Annotated in this window: 15 protein-coding genes and 2 pseudogenes; 9 read left to right on the top strand and 8 right to left on the bottom strand. The window is 67.6% G+C overall.

Features of this window, described 5'->3' with window-relative positions:
- Positions 1–3: 3 nt before the first annotated feature.
- The 3 genes from ACYQ1Z_RS03950 to ACYQ1Z_RS03940 form a co-directional block, all read right to left on the bottom strand.
- The gene (locus ACYQ1Z_RS03950) at positions 4–381 is read right to left on the bottom strand and encodes a hypothetical protein (RefSeq protein WP_459791190.1); all 378 of its coding nucleotides are present in this window, start codon (positions 379–381) and stop codon (positions 4–6) included.
- A gap of 22 nt (positions 382–403) precedes the next feature.
- On the bottom strand, positions 404–742 hold the full coding sequence (locus ACYQ1Z_RS03945; RefSeq protein WP_459791189.1) for a DnaJ domain-containing protein: 339 nt from the start codon (positions 740–742) through the stop codon (positions 404–406).
- A gap of 80 nt (positions 743–822) precedes the next feature.
- Positions 823–1248 (bottom strand): Hsp20/alpha crystallin family protein, encoded by a 426-nt coding sequence (locus tag ACYQ1Z_RS03940; RefSeq protein ID WP_459791236.1) that lies wholly within the window; start codon positions 1246–1248, stop codon positions 823–825.
- Between the two features lie 152 nt (positions 1249–1400).
- On the opposite strand from ACYQ1Z_RS03940, the gene ACYQ1Z_RS03935 reads away from it, so the two are divergent.
- Positions 1401–1721 carry a MerR family transcriptional regulator gene (locus ACYQ1Z_RS03935; protein WP_459791188.1) on the top strand — a complete coding sequence of 107 codons (321 nt, stop codon included), beginning with the start codon at positions 1401–1403 and terminating at the stop codon, positions 1719–1721.
- An 8-nt stretch (positions 1722–1729) separates the two neighbouring features.
- Here ACYQ1Z_RS03935 and ACYQ1Z_RS03930 read toward each other — a convergent pair whose 3' ends face one another.
- Positions 1730–2542, bottom strand: a complete 813-nt coding sequence (locus tag ACYQ1Z_RS03930) for a phosphatase PAP2 family protein (RefSeq protein ID WP_459791187.1) — start codon at positions 2540–2542, stop codon at positions 1730–1732.
- Positions 2543–2680: 138 nt separating this feature from the next.
- Between ACYQ1Z_RS03930 and ACYQ1Z_RS03925 the strand changes: the two genes are divergently transcribed.
- Positions 2681–3793, top strand: coding sequence for a DNA alkylation repair protein (locus ACYQ1Z_RS03925; RefSeq protein WP_459791186.1), 1113 nt, complete (start codon positions 2681–2683; stop codon positions 3791–3793).
- A 21-nt stretch (positions 3794–3814) separates the two neighbouring features.
- On the opposite strand, the gene ACYQ1Z_RS03920 is transcribed toward ACYQ1Z_RS03925, so the two are convergent.
- From ACYQ1Z_RS03920 to ACYQ1Z_RS03905, 4 genes and pseudogenes are all read right to left on the bottom strand, one after another.
- Entirely contained in the window at positions 3815–4561 is a 747-nt protein-coding gene (locus ACYQ1Z_RS03920) for an Ig-like domain-containing domain (RefSeq protein WP_459791235.1), read from the bottom strand.
- Positions 4550–5224 (bottom strand): annotated as a pseudogene (locus tag ACYQ1Z_RS03915) (S8 family peptidase); the annotation flags it as partial. The pseudogene ACYQ1Z_RS03915 and the gene ACYQ1Z_RS03920, both read right to left, overlap by 12 nt.
- 585 nt (positions 5225–5809) lie before the next feature.
- Positions 5810–6643, bottom strand: a pseudogene (locus ACYQ1Z_RS03910) (NAD-dependent epimerase/dehydratase family protein); the annotation flags it as partial.
- 29 nt (positions 6644–6672) lie between these two features.
- Positions 6673–7260 carry an adenylate kinase gene (locus ACYQ1Z_RS03905; RefSeq protein WP_459791185.1) on the bottom strand — a complete coding sequence of 196 codons (588 nt, stop codon included), beginning with the start codon at positions 7258–7260 and terminating at the stop codon, positions 6673–6675.
- 292 nt (positions 7261–7552) lie between these two features.
- Between ACYQ1Z_RS03905 and ACYQ1Z_RS03900 the strand changes: the two genes are divergently transcribed.
- From ACYQ1Z_RS03900 to ACYQ1Z_RS03870, 7 genes are all read left to right on the top strand, one after another.
- Complete coding sequence (locus ACYQ1Z_RS03900) at positions 7553–8296, top strand: GAF and ANTAR domain-containing protein (RefSeq protein ID WP_459791234.1); 744 nt, start codon at positions 7553–7555, stop codon at positions 8294–8296.
- 68 nt (positions 8297–8364) lie between these two features.
- The gene (locus tag ACYQ1Z_RS03895) at positions 8365–8772 is read left to right on the top strand and encodes a response regulator transcription factor (protein WP_459791184.1); all 408 of its coding nucleotides are present in this window, start codon (positions 8365–8367) and stop codon (positions 8770–8772) included.
- 22 nt (positions 8773–8794) lie between these two features.
- Complete coding sequence (locus ACYQ1Z_RS03890; RefSeq protein WP_459791183.1) at positions 8795–9769, top strand: phosphodiester glycosidase family protein; 975 nt, start codon at positions 8795–8797, stop codon at positions 9767–9769.
- Between the two features lie 8 nt (positions 9770–9777).
- Complete coding sequence (locus ACYQ1Z_RS03885) at positions 9778–10878, top strand: GtrA family protein (protein WP_459791182.1); 1101 nt, start codon at positions 9778–9780, stop codon at positions 10876–10878.
- 76 nt (positions 10879–10954) lie between these two features.
- Positions 10955–11614, top strand: coding sequence for a DUF4956 domain-containing protein (locus ACYQ1Z_RS03880; protein WP_459791181.1), 660 nt, complete (start codon positions 10955–10957; stop codon positions 11612–11614).
- Positions 11611–12396, top strand: a complete 786-nt coding sequence (locus tag ACYQ1Z_RS03875; protein WP_459791180.1) for a polyphosphate polymerase domain-containing protein — start codon at positions 11611–11613, stop codon at positions 12394–12396. Before ACYQ1Z_RS03880 ends, ACYQ1Z_RS03875 begins: the two co-directional genes overlap by 4 nt.
- Before the next feature lie 26 nt (positions 12397–12422).
- Positions 12423–14015: a carbohydrate-binding domain-containing protein gene (locus tag ACYQ1Z_RS03870; protein ID WP_459791179.1), complete on the top strand. Its 1593-nt coding sequence runs from the start codon at positions 12423–12425 to the stop codon at positions 14013–14015.
- Positions 14016–14044 lie beyond the last annotated feature (29 nt).

Genomic DNA, 14044 nt, shown 5'->3' with positions numbered 1-14044 from the left:
GCGCTATTGCGAGCCGAACAGGAACTCCTTGGCGTGTGCCACCGCCTTCCGGAAAGCATCGTTGCGCAGGGTAACCAGATGTTCCGATTCGCCGTCGCCTGGTTCCAGGTACCCCGTGTAGCCGGGCCGGAGGACCCAAATGTCACCCGCCGGCGGAAGGTAGAACACGCCGAAGGACCTCTGCTGCTTCTCATCCGCCGTCCACACGGGCACCACGGCAAGGGCAGCGCCGGTGGCGGGGTTGATCCACTGCGCCCGCGGCAGCGGCTCCTCATGGGCTTCCGGGTCCAGGAAGGGTGCCGTCCCGGCGCCCCACCGCTGCTCGAAACGCTCGTGGAATGCCGGAATCAGGTGTGAATCGTAGCGCCGCCATTCGCTCATGCGGTTTTCCGCCTCCTCGCGGTCAGTCGTGCCGGTTCCTGGCCCACGGCCCGCTCTCCCAGCGCACGGGGGTGACCCGGATGGTGTCTCCGGACGGCGTCCCGCGCGGGCGCACCTTCCGGACCGGTATCACAATGGGAGCGGCCGCGGCCTGCTGTTTGTCGTAGTCCGCGCGGCGCTGCGGGTCGCGCAGGACCTGGTAGGCCTGCATGATGCGCAGCAACTCCCCTTCAGGAGCGGCGCCGCCGTCCACATCGGGGTGGTGGCTGCGCATCAGGGACCGGTACGCGCGGGAAATTTCCTGCCGGCTGGCGTCCGGCCGGACGTGCAGGGTGCCGTAGTAGTCAGGTGTCTCTGCCATGGTGGCCTCCGCCCCTTCCGACGGCGGCGGCGGCCCGCCGCGGGCACGTGCCGCCGCCGTCGCAGGGAACACTCCGGGGGCTAGGTTGAGATTTCCTGCCGCTTGCCCTGCTGGGTTTCGATCTCGATCTTGCGCGGCTTGGCCTGCTCCGCCACGGGAATCCGCAGCGTCAGGACACCCTGGTCGTAGCTGGCCTTGATGTTGTCCGTGTCCAGGGTGTCGCCCAGGATCAGCTGGCGGCTGAAGACGCCGCGCGGCCGCTCGGAGGCCAAGAGTTCGACGTTCGGCTGCGTGGGGTCCTGGCGCTCGGCCCGGACCGTCAGGACGTTGCGTTCAACATTCAGGTCCAGGGAGTCGACCTTGACGCCCGGAAGGTCGAAAGCCACTACGAACTCGCCGTCTTCCTGCCAGGCGTCCATCGGCATGGCTGCCGGGCGGGCGGCAGTTCCAAAGACCTGCTGCGTGAGCCGGTCCAGCTCACGGAACGGGTCCGTACGCATCAACATCATTTCCCACTCCTTAGCTTTCCAGGTGTTGGATCTGTGCTATCCATCCGCCGATCTATGGTGGTGAATATAGATTTTTTATAGCACCCGTGGGAAACTGAGGCAATACCGGCATCCCGGGATTTTTAGGCATCGAGGACTGTGGAGGCGACATGGCGGAACCAGGACCGGGGCGGGCACCCCGCCCCGCCGGCGGACGGGCGCTCTATGCCATCTCCGTGGCGGCCAAGCTGGCCGGCACCGGGCAGCAGAACATCCGGCTGTACGAAACCAAGGGACTGCTCACCCCCTCCCGGACGGCAGGCGGCACCCGGCAGTACAGCGACGACGACATTGCCGTGCTGCTGCGGATCGGTGAACTCCTCGAGCAGGGACTCAACCTCGCCGGCGTCGCCAAGGTGCTGGAGCTGGAGGCAGCGAACGTAAAACTCCACCGGGCCCTGAAGCGGGCACGGTCCCGGCCCCCGGGGTAGACGGAAGGCTACTCCCGCGGCGCCTCTGCCTTGGACAGCTCGCCCGTGATCCGTTCCCCCGGAATACGGGCGGTCCGCCAGGTATCCACGGCGATGACCCCGCCCAGGATGACCAGCGAGAGGGATACGGAAGCCAGCGCGTCACTGAGCCAGTGGTATCCCAGATACAGGCGGCTCACGGCCGCCAGCAGGATCCCCACCCCGGCCGCGACGAAGCCCCAGACGGCGGCGCGCGTATCCTTGCGCCGCGAGTAGATCAGGAAGGCACCCACCAGGAGGAAGTCGCAGGCGCCAAGGACGTGTCCGGAGGGGAACGAGAAGGTGTGGTCAATGCCGAACAGCATCTGGTCCACGGGCGGCCGCGAGCGCCGGACGATCTGCAGGATGATCTGCGAGATGATGACCCCGCTGATCATTGCGGAGGCCAGCAGGATGGGGCGCCAGGCATGCTTTGCCGCGAGGCTCCATGCCACAACCACCACCAGGACAATGATCGGAAGCGCGATGGGGCCGAACACCACGGCCAGGAAGATCATGATGGCGGTGAGGGTTCCGGACCTCAAACCGAGGAGCCAGTCACGGACCGGACCGTCGGCGGCCGAGAGCCCGTCGGCCTGCACCACGCTGACCAGCGTGGCGATGAACAAGGCCACCCCGGCCACCGCCAGGATCACCGCGTAGCGGTAAAGCGCGCGCCTGTCTGCGGGCTCCAGGTAGCGTTCCTCCACAACGAACTTGTCGTGGAAATACCGCCATTTGCCGGCGTGCTTGCCCTGTTTGCCCGTTCCAGACCCTGACGATCCGTGCTGTCCCACTGCCATGCCTGTCCTTCGGTCCGCGAGTTGCCTAGGGTGAAGATTATCCCGCTTTGCGATGTTTGGGGCCGCGGCCGGACGAATCTTCCCGACCGAGGCCCCGGCGGAGCGGGGCTCGTCGTACCCCGGCAGTAGCCTGACTGTATGGGCGTGATGAACGAGCTGATTGATGCAGCCGGCGTAGAGACCCTCGCCAGGATCCTGGCGGAGACGGCACCGGGGGTCGCATGGGAGTGGACAGCCGGGAGCGCTCCCTTGCTCGACGGGCTTAGTCTGCGCGCGCGCACGGACCTCCTGGCCACCGCCCTCGCAGCCGACGTCCGCGCCAGCCCCTCTTCCGGTTATCCGACGGCGGCGGCCGCCTTCCGTGCGGCCCTGGACATTCCGGAATTCACGGGGTGGGTCCTCTGGCCGGTGTCCGAGGCGGCGGTGACGCTTGCCCTGGAATCGGGAACGGTTGCGGACTTCGACGATTGCCTGGGCCTGCTGGCCGCGCTGACGCCCCGGCTCACCGGCGAGTTCGCGGTCCGCCGCCTGCTCGGGCGGGATCCGGACCGGGCACTGCGCACGGTCCTGGACTGGTCGGCCAGCCCGGATGAACATGTGCGGCGGCTCGCCAGTGAGGGCACCCGCCCGTACTTGCCCTGGGCAGTCCGGGTGCCGGCGCTCACGCAACAGCCCCACGCCACCGTCCCCATCCTTGAAGCCCTCTACCGGGATCCGTCCGAATACGTGCGCCGTTCGGTGGCGAACCACCTCAACGATCTTGCCCGGCATGCCCCCGGCACGGTGGTTGACACCGCGCGCCGCTGGCTCGCCGAACCCGACGCCAACACCGGCCGGGTGGTCCGGCACGGCCTGCGCACCCTGATCAAAAAGGGGGACCCGGAGGCCCTGGCGCTGCTCGGTTTCACCCCGGCACAGGTGGCCGTCAGCGGACCGCACCTTGACCGCGACGTCCTTACGCTCCCGGGCGAACTGGCCTTTACTTTCGAAGTGTCCAATACAGGGACGGAGGATGTCCGCCTGGCGGTGGACTACCTGGTCCATTACCGCAAGGCGGACGGCCGCCAGTCCGCCAAGGTCTTCAAGATCTCAACCCTGGCCCTTGCCCCTGGCGAAAGCAGGAGACTGTCCAAACGCCACGCCTTCCGGCAGATGACCACCCGGGTGCACTATCCGGGCGTCCATGCCCTCGAACTGCAGATCAACGGCGCCGCCCACGGCCGGAAGGAGTTCCTGCTCGAATTGCCATAGCCAGGGCTGGCGCAGGCCGCCCTAGAAGGAGCCGGTGGTGAACTGCCAGGTGCGGGTGGCCAGCTGGTTGCCCGCAAGGTCCCGTACCGCGGTCCCGCCACCGGTCACGGTGACGGTGTACTTGGTCTTCGCGGCCAGGGCCTGCTGCGGGTCGAGGATCCACTGGTTGGTGGTGCCGTTCCGGAACACGGAGGCCGGGACCACGGCGCCCGTGGCGGAGTTCCTGACCGTGAACGTTGCCCCGTTGACGCCCTGGACCGCCTCGCTGAACGTGACGCTGATGTTGTTGCTGCGCCGCACCAGGGACGCGTTGCTGCCGGGGGTGGTGCCGGTAACCACGGGGGCAGGGCCGGTCAGGAAGGACCAGCTGGTGGAAGCCAGCGGGGTGCCTGCGGTATCGCGGATGGCTGAGGTTCCGCCCGTGAGCGTTGCCGTGTAGGTGGTGTCGGCGGCCAGGCTGGCGGACGGGTCGAGCGTGGCGGTCCGGGTGGTCGCGTTGTAAGTGACGGTTGCGGGGACAGTGCCGCCTGCCGCGTTCTTGAGGACGAAGGTGGCGGACGTAACGCCCTGGACGGCAGCGCTGAACGTTGCGGTCACGTTGGTTCCGACCGGCACGGATGTGGCGTTTGCTCCCGGGGACACGGCCGTAACAGTGGGGGCAGGTGCCGGAGCGGGTGCAGGGGCTGAAGCCGCGGCGGCGGAGTAGAGCAGCCGGTTGGGGGTGCCGCCGGTAGCGCCGGTGATGGCTCCTGTGGTGGCGGCGCCCACAAGGGAGCCTGCCACCTGGGCAGGGGTGAGGGCGGGGTTTTGGGACAGCAGCACCGCGGCGGCACCGGCCGCGTGCGGCGCGGCCATCGACGTACCGGACATGGACGCCGTTGCCGTTGGGGAAGTGTAGTACGTGGAGGTGATGCCGACTCCGGGCGCGTAGAGGTCCACGCAGGAGCCGTAATTGGAAAAGGACGCCTGCCGGTCGGCCGAATCGCTGGCAGCAACCGTGACGGCGCCAGGCACCCGGGCGGGGGAACTGCCGCATGCATCAACGGCGGAATTGCCGGCGGCAACCACCGCGGAGACGCCGTCGTTCATCACGGCCTGGATGGCCGTGTCCACGGCCGAACTGGCGGGACCGCCCAGGCTGAGGTTGGCAACCGCGGGCACCCCCGCGGGATGGTGGGCCGCGATCCAGTCCAGCCCGGCCACAACGTCGGAGTTGTAGCCGGAACCTTTGCAGTCGAGCACGCGGACGGGCACGACGGTGGCTGCCTTGGCAACGCCGTAGGTGGCTCCCGCGACGGTTCCGGCGACGTGCGTGCCATGGCCGTTGCAGTCGCTGGAGCCCAGGCCGTCCGCCACGGCGGTCCAGCCCGCGGCCACCCTGCCGCCGAAGTCGGTGTGGGAGGCCAGGACACCGGTGTCCACAACGTAGGCGGTCACGCCGGCGCCGGCGGCGGTCCAGGAATAGGAGCCGGACAGCGGCAGGGCGCGCTGGTCCACCCGGTCCAGGCCCCACGGTGCGGGCTGCTGGGTGGCGGAAAGAGTGACGGGGGCGTCAGCCTCGACGGACACCACGCGCCCGGACCGGGCGAGCGCGTCTGCCTGGGCGGGACTTGCGGTGATCACGGCTCCGCGGAGGGCATGCTTGAACGAACGGCCGACGCCGAGTCCCTGCCCGCGCAGGTTGGCCGCCTCCGCGTCGACGTCGGCGCCGGCGGCGAACTGGACGATGTAGCGGCCGGCTGCTTCCGGCTCCGCCTTAGGGGCTGCCGCGGCGGGCACGGCGGTGGAAAGGGCGACGGCGGAGACCAATGCTGCGGCGGCGGGCAGCGCAAAAAGTGGGGAGCGAATTTTGGGGTCCTTGGGATCGCAGTTGGCGGTGCGGGGCGGGGAGAACCACCGCTGATACCAAAAGAATAGGAGCCCGGAACGCTGCGCCGGCCGGTCTTTGCAGGATCCTGCGCCAACCCTTGGGGATTCCTGCGAAGTGCGCTTTTTAGGGGTTTTCGGGCCGGTGCCGCGCCAGCTGTGTTGGGGTTCAAAGCCCAGCAGGCGCCGCGCCTTGTCGATGGACAGCATGGTCTCGTGCTCGCCCAGTTCCTTGGTCACCTTGACCGCCGGAAACACTTCCGCTGCCAGGCTGGCGCTGGAGCGCCCCATGACGGTGTCCGCGTTGGCGATGATGAACGCCTCGAATCCCGGCCGGCCGTTTTCCAGTGCCCTGGCCACGGCCTGTGCCCCGTCCCTGCCGTCGATGTAGCCCCAGAGGTTCCACTTCCGCAGCGTCGCATCGGCGTCGAAGGAGGGGAACCGGGCGTAGTCCTCCTCGTCCATGACGTTGGAGAACCGCAGCCCCACGATGCTCAATTCCGGATCCCAGCGCGTCAGTTCCGCGGCCATCTGCTCCTCCAGGTGCTTGACCAGGGAGTAGGTGCTTTCCGGCCGGGCGGGATATTCCTCGTCAACGGGAATGTAGGGCGGGTCGACGTCGAACGGCAGGCCCAGCACCGTCTCGCTGGAGGCGTAGACCACCTTCTTGATGCCCGCGCGGCGGGCGGCCTGGAAGACGTTGTAGGTGGAAAGCATGTTGTTTTCAAAGGTCGCCGCGTCCGGAAGGATGCCCGGGGCGGGAATGGCACCCAGGTGCACCACGGCGTCGAAACCGCTGTGCCTGTCATCCACCCCCAGCAGTGCGTCAACCACCTGGCCATAGTCGCGCAGGTCCACCACAAGGAGTCCCGGGCTGCGGGCGCCGGCCCGGTCCAGGTTCAGGACCTGGTGACCGTCGGCAGTGAGCCGCCGGACCACGTGCCGCCCGAGTTTTCCGCTTCCGCCGGTGACTGCAATTCGCATCAGGATGTCCTTCCGTAGGGGAACGCCGGTCAGGCGCGGGGTGCGGCCAGGAATTTCTCGACGGCGGCGATCGCCGCGGCGGTGATCTCCCGCGGGTCTCCGCTGCCGTTCACGGAGAGCAGGATCCCGCGGCCGGCGTACACCGAGACTACTTCATGCGTCTCACGGTGATAGAGGTCCAGGCGGCGCCGGAACACGTCCGCGGTGTCATCTGTCCTCCCCTGCTCCCCGGCGCGGCGGCGCATCCGCTGTTCCAGTTCCGCGTCGGGTGCCCGGAGTTCGATGACGGCGTCCAGGACGTGGCCCTGGGCGGCGAGCATGTTGTCCAGTTCGACCACCTGCGGCGCGGTGCGGGGATAGCCGTCGAGCAGGAAGCCCCGCCTCACGTCCGGATCGAGGAGCCGGTCTTTCACCATCGCGTTGGTGAGGTGATCCGGAACGAAGTCGCCGCCGTCGAGGTACCGTGCCGCCTGGCTGCCGAGTTCCGTCTCCTGGCTGACGTTGCGCCGGAAGATGTCTCCGGTGGACACCGCCGGGACGCCGAAGTGGCTGGCCAGGTGTTCGGCCTGCGTCCCCTTGCCTGAACCCGGCGGACCGATGATGAGCAGTCTGGTCATGTCCTGTGTCCCTCCGGCGGGCGGCCGCTGGTTTTCCCGGCCTGCCATCGCAGCGCCGGTGCCTGCTTCATTCTGCCGCCGGAGCCCTGCAGGGCGCCAGAGGGCAGGGCTCCGGCGCGCGCCAATATGACGTTCTGCCCTCCATGGGCGTGTATATACTCGTGGTTATCGGTTTAGCAGCAGGCCGTTGGAAAGTTCGTCGATCCAGCGACCGTCACCGGTTCCCCGCCCCCTTGGCGGGACGGTTGTGTTGCCGGCTCGTTTTGACCTGAGCGAATGGCACCAGAAAATCGTGGCCAGCGAGTCAACAGCAAAAACCGATACATCCATTACCGAGCACCTGCATGAACTCGTGCTCAACAGCGCCGACGTTGAGGATTTCCTCAACGAACTGGCGCAGGTGTCTGCACGCAACCTTTCCGAGCCCGGCGACGAAATGCTGTGCGCCATCACCCTGCTCCGGCAGCGCAAAGCAGCTACGGTAGCCAGCAGCAGCCCGGAGGCAGAGGCCCTGGGCCGCCTTGAGCACCAGTACGCCGAGACCCCCAGCCTTGCCGCATCCACGGACCAGGAAACCGTCCACGTTCCGGATATCGAAGCGGACGGCCGCTGGCCCGAGTACTCCGCTGCCCTGGCCGCCCACGGAGTCCGCTCGGTGTTGGCGCTGCCCTTTGAACTGGAAGGCGAAACGAAGGCCGCTTTGCTGCTGTACTCATGCAAACCCAACCGGTTCGACGGCCGGATCCTCGAATTCGCCGAGGATTTCGTCAGCCAGACCTCGCTGGCGCTGCGCCTGGCCGTCCGGTTCGCCCACTACAGCGAAACGGCCGCGAACCTGCGCGCGACACTGGAGTCACGGACCGTCATCGACATGGCGGTAGGCATCATCATGGCGCAGAACAGGTGCAGCCAGCAGGACGCCTTCGAGATCCTGAAAACAGCATCAAGCACCCGCAATTCCAAGCTCCATGACGTGGCGTCCGCCGTCGTTAATTCCCTGGGCCAGGGACCCGCCCGCACACATTACGACGGGTAGGAAACTCTCCGGCAAAACAGCCCGGGCACAGGTAGAATGGGGCCAACTTTTGGCCGGGGGGCATTTAGATGGATAAGAAGCGTGTCTGCCTTGTGGTGGAAGACGACAGCGACATCCGCGGACTCATCACCGTGGTCCTGGCGCGGGCGGGGTTCGAGGTGAAGGCTGTCTCCACCGGTGCCGACGGCATCGCCGCCGCGGGCGACCCTGACATCGCGCTGGTCACTTTGGATCTGGGCCTGCCGGACATGGACGGGCACGACGTGGCCCGCGCCATCCGCGCCCGGAGCAAAGCGCCCCTGCTGTTCCTGACGGCCAGGTCCGAGGAGGACGACCTCCTGGCCGGGATGGCGTCAGGCGCCGCAGCCTACCTCACCAAGCCCTTCCATCCGAAGGAACTCCGCGAGGTGGCGATGCAACTGTCCCCCGCCGGTGTTTCACAGGCTCCTCACATATCCGGCAAATCCTTCTGCTAATTTGCCTGCCTAGAAATGAGGCATGACTCCTCAGCAGCAGAAACACCGTAAGCCCGGACGCGTCAGGCGCGCCGTCATTGCGGGGGCGGTCGCCCTCACCCTCTCCGCCGGCGGCGCCACCGCCTGGGCGCTGGACAGGTTCGTTGTCCAGCACGTGGAGATTTCCGACGTCTCCGCCTACCAGGCCAGCCAGTCCGGGACCGGCCAGGCGGCTACGACGGCGGACACCACGTCCGCCGGGTCAGTCACCACGGCCACGTCCTACACGTCCGACACTTCCAGCATCAACATCTCCACGATGACCACCGGCAGCGGCGACAGCACCGTCACCTACTACGTCGCCGACGTCGTCCTCGAGGACGCGACAACCCTCCAGTCCGCCTTCGCCAACGACAGCTTCGGGGAGAACATCACCGAAACCACCTCCGCCATCGCAGAGGCGAACAACGCCCTCTTCGCCATCAATGGCGACTACTACGGGTTCCGCGACACCGGCATCGTGATCCGCAATGGCGTGGTGTTCCGCGACGAAGGCGCCCGCCAAGGCCTGGCCTTCTACCGCGACGGCACGGTCAAGGTCTATAACGAAACCACCACCACCGCGGAGCAACTGGTCGCCGACGGCGTTTGGAACACCCTGTCCTTCGGCCCGTCCCTGCTGGACAACGGTGGGATCGCGGACGGCATCGAGGACGTCGAGGTGGACACCAACTTCGGCAACCACTCCATCCAGGGCGAACAGCCCCGCACCGCCGTAGGGGTCATCGACGAAAACCACCTGGTGTTCGTCGTGGTGGACGGCCGCAGCCCCGGCTACAGCGCCGGTGTCACCATGACCGGCCTGGCCGAAATCATGCAGGGCCTGGGCGCGACCACCGCCTACAACATCGACGGCGGCGGTTCCTCCACCATGTACTTCAACGGGGACCTGGTGAACAACCCGCTTGGCCAGAACAAGGAGCGCGGCACCTCCGACATCCTCTACATCGCCGGGTAGGGCCGGTCATGGTCATCCTGATCCCGGCCTATGAGCCGGACCGGCAGCTCCCCGCCCTCCTCCGGTGCATCCGTGCCGCCGAGCCGTTCGCCGCCGTCGTGGTGGTTGATGACGGCAGCGGCCCCGCCTACAAGGACATGTTCGACGACGCCAGGGCGCTCGGGTGCCACGTCATCAGTTACGCCCGCAACCAGGGGAAGGGGTTCGCCCTCAAAGCCGGATTCGGCTTCATCGCGGACAACATGCCGGGGCACGACGTGGTGTGCGCGGACAGCGACGGCCAGCACCGGATGGAAGACATCCTCCGGGTCGCGGACACCGTCCAGGAGAACAACCACGAACCGCGGGGCTCCGCCACCATGGTGCTGGGCAGCCGCAGCTTCACGGGCACCGTTCCGATGCGGAGCCGGTTCGGCAACGCAGCAACCAAAACGCTCTTCACCCTTGCCACCGGCGAGCGCATCCCGGACACCCAGACCGGCCTCCGCGGCTACCCCGCCGCCATGCTGCCGTGGCTGCGTTCGGTCCGCGGCGATCGCTACGAATACGAGCTGAACGTCCTGCTCGAGGCCAGGCACGCGGGCTACTCCATCCAGTCCGTGGAGATCGCCACCGTCTACCTGGACCACAACTCCGGCTCGCACTTCCGCCCGCTGGCGGATTCGGTCCGGATCTACGCCCCGCTGGTGAAGTTCCTGGCATCGTCCTTCACGGCGTTCCTCGTGGACACCATGGTGTTCCTGCTGCTCACGGTCATCATCGACTCGCTGCTCCTGGCCGTGCTGGGCGCCCGGGCCGTGAGCTCGGCCGTCAACTTCCTGGTCAACCGACATCTGGTCTTCAAACACGGGAAGCAGAGGCCCGCAAAAGCCACGGGGGTGCGCTACTTCAGCCTCGTGGCGGTGCTGCTGGGCGCCAACTTCGGGCTCATCCGGGCGCTGGAAGCTGTGTCAGTTCCCGCGCTTCCGGCCAAAATCCTGGCCGAGATCACCCTGCTCGCCGTCAGCTTCGCGGTGCAGCAGCGCTATCTTTTCACCGCGCACAAGGCCCGGAACAGGGCGGAATCAACTCCGCGCGAAGCGTGCGCCGGCACTCATATATCCGGCTAGGTCCTGTCACAGCACCCGCACAGCTTGGGCCCGGAAAGTAAACACCAGTCCACCGAAAACACCCCGGAGATACCCCATGAATTCACTAATCTTTATCCTCGCCGACCTCGCCGCCATCAGCGTCCTCACCTTCGCCCTGTACCTGCGCCGGCACCGCCGCCGCGACCTGGTGGTCTCCTACCTCGGTATGAACGTGGGCGTCCTGGCAGTGGCAACGGCGCTGTCCGGCTCGGCCGCAGGGCTCGGACTGGGCCTGGGCCTCTTCGGTGTCCTGTCCATCATCCGGCTCCGGTCCACCGAGCTGGCACAGCACGAGGTGGCCTACTACTTCTCCGCCCTGGCTCTTGGCCTGATCGCCGGCCTCGGCATCGAGCCCCTCTGGCTGACCGGTTCGCTGATGGCACTGATCCTGCTGGTGATGTTCGTCGGCGACCACCCCCGCGTCCTGCCGGCGCACCGCCACCAGACCGTGGTCCTGGACCGCGCCATCGCCGAAGACGGCGAACTCTACGCCCGGCTCGAGGAAGTCCTGCACGGCAAGGTCCACTCGGCCACCATTTCCGAACTCGACCTGGTCAACGACAAGACCATCGTCGACGTCCGCTACGCCTACTCCCCCGCAGCCTTCCCCGCGGCACCGGCAGCACCGGCAGCCCAGGAAGCGCCGGCCAGCCTTTCTGCCATCACGACGGCGGCACCCGCCTCCGCCTTCAACGTTCCGGCAGGTGCGGCATGAGCGTCACGGCAAGTGCTGCCGTCGGAATCCTCCACCTGCTGCCCCCCGTGGGACTCGACGAACTCAACGCCGAAGCCGCGCTGCAAACCCGCGTTGACCGCAAATACGTGGTCCCCACCGCACTGGCCCGCCAACTGCTGGCCACGTTCAGTGCCGGCATGCGGGTCCTGGAGATGGACGGATCCCGGAGTTTCGCCTATGACTCCGTCTACTTCGACACTGCCAACCTGGACAGCTACCTGCTGGCCGCCCATGGCCGCCGCCGCCGGTACAAGATCCGCACCCGGACCTACGTGGACAGCGCGGTGAGCTTCCTGGAGGTCAAGACCGAGGGCGCCCGTGAGGCAACCGTCAAGGAACGGATTCCCTACCGCATCGAGGACCGTGCCCGGCTCACCGCCGAGGGCCTGGACTACGTCCGGGAAACCCTTACCGCCGCGGTGGGCTCGGTGCCGGCCGGCCCGCTCGAACCCGTCATCGAAACCCGGTACCACCGCACCACCCTTTACCTGCCGGAATCCGGCAGCCGGGCCACCATCGACACGGACGTGACCTGGCAGCGCCCGTCGCACCGCCCCTGGGTCCTGGACGACGCCGTCATCCTCGAAACCAAGTCAGGCTCCACGGCAGGGCCCCTTGACCGGCACCTCTGGGCGCACGGCGTCCGGCCCTCCCGGATCTCCAAATTCGCCACCGGCATGGCTGCCCTTAGCCCCGACCTCCCCGCCAACCGTTGGACCCGCACTCTGCGCCGCAGCCTCGCCCTGCTGCCCGCCGCCTAACAAACTCCCACCAAAGGACACTCCTCATGAAAAACCTCCGCACCTGCCTCTCCGTCGCCGCGATGGCCGCCGCCTTCGGCCTGGCCGGCTGCTCCGTCGCCGGCACCGCCTCCACCGGTGTTTCCGCCATCAGCGGCACCGGCACCACGTCCACCACTGCAACCGGCACCGCCCAGGCCGTCTCCCTCGACACCCTCGCGACGGATACGCACTACGACGCCGACGACCTCACCTGGGACGCCGCCAGTGAAGTAGCCGTGACCCTGGCGGACGGCGCCAGCACGGTGGCCTCCGGCTCGTCGTCGGACGCCGTAACGGTGGACGGCAACACGGTCACCGTCAGCGCCGCCGGCACCTACCGGCTCAGCGGCTCGCTGTCCGACGGGCAGGTGGTGGTGGCGGCCGGCGAGGAGGACCTGGTCCGGATCATCCTCGACGGCGCCTCCGTGACCAGTTCCACGGGCTCGCCGTTCGTGGTCCAGAGCGCTGACGAGGCCATCGTGTACCTCGAGGACGGCACCAGCAACACCCTCACGGATGCCGCCACCTACACAGACCAGGGCACGGATGCCCCCAACGCCGCCCTTTACTCCATGGCCGACCTCACCATCGCCGGCAGCGGATCGCTGTCCGTTGACGGCAAGTACAACGATGGCATCAGCTCCAAGGACGGCCTCGTCCTGGCCGCCGGCACCGTCACCGTGGACGCCGCGGACGACGGCGTCGTGGGCAAGGACTACGCGGTGCTGCTGGACGGCGCCTACCAGGTCAGCGCCGCAGGCGACGGCTTCAAGTCCGACAACGACACCGATGAGGGCCGCGGCTGGGTGCTCATCAACGGGGGCACCCTCAACGTGTCCGCGGGTGATGACGGCATCAAGGCCTACAACACCCTCACCATCGCCGCCGGCACCACCACCGTGGAGGAATCCGAGGAAGGACTCGAGGCCCAGCACATCGTCATGCAGGGCGGCACCGCCACGGTGACGGCGAACGACGACGGCGTAAACGCCTCCGGCGGCAGCAGCACCACCGCGTCCGGCAGCGGAGCCGGTGGCATGGGCGGCGGCAGCATGGAGGTGGGCGACTACACCGTGGAGGTCAGCGGCGGCCTGCTGACCATCAACGCCCAGGGCGACGGTCTGGACTCCAACGGCAACGCCGGCATTTCCGGCGGCACCGTGGTGGTGAACGGGCCCACAAACAACGGCAACGGGGCCTTGGACGTCAACGGAGAACTGGCCGTGACGGGCGGTACCGTGGCCGCCGCCGGCAGCGCGGGCATGGTGGTCACGCCGGGTGAATCGTCCACCCAGTCCGGCGTCCAGGTGACGCTCGGTTCCAGCGTTCCGGCAGGGACGGTCATCCAGGTGGCAGATTCCTCCGGCAACGTCGTCGCGGCGTTCGTGACCACCAAGGGTACCGCCTCCCTGGTGTTCTCCTCCGCGGTGATCACCGCCGGAGAGGAGTACAAGGTCTACACCGGCGGCACCGCCACCGTAAGCGCTGGTATCGGCGAAGGGTCTCTGGACGGCGCCACCGAGGTGGGCACCGTTACTGCCGGCGAGTACACGGCCGAGCAGGGCCCGGGCGGCGGTGGCGGCGGCCCCCGCTGGTAAACCCTCTCTCACTTCCTGCAGGAAAACCC

This window comes from Arthrobacter sp. AD-310 (assembly GCF_054656615.1).
This window is presented reverse-complemented; position numbering and strand designations above follow the sequence as displayed.